This is a genomic window from Rhizobium sp. SVR5-9E (assembly GCF_056755095.1).
This window is the reverse complement of record NZ_JBNDHS010000490.1, coordinates 1-260: the sequence shown is the minus strand read 5'-3', so window position 1 is coordinate 260 and position 260 is coordinate 1. Positions and strand designations below refer to the sequence as shown.

At 62.7% G+C, this 260-nt stretch carries 1 pseudogene; it reads left to right on the top strand.

Going from position 1 to position 260, the window contains the following annotated elements:
- Positions 1-35: 35 nt before the first annotated feature.
- Positions 36-260: pseudogene (locus tag ACPYOJ_RS35755) on the top strand (hypothetical protein); the annotation flags it as partial.

Sequence of the window (260 nt, the reverse complement as noted above, 5' to 3'; positions counted from 1 at the left end):
ACGCAAAGCCGGTCGCCGACGAACACTCGGAGGCGGTGTCAGCGGACCCGGATCATTCCGACGAAACGACAAGCAGTATCCATGGCACGGCCGATAGCGAGGACGCCAGGCCTGCGGAGGCGGCTGATCCGGCCTCGTCCGATGGGCCCGGTACGGTCGCACGCGAAGCACCAAAACCCTCCCAGACTGGCGAAGGTATTACGCGAAAGCGCAAGAAATTGACCAAGTCAGCGGAGCCGGTTGAAGCTGGTTTACCTCCC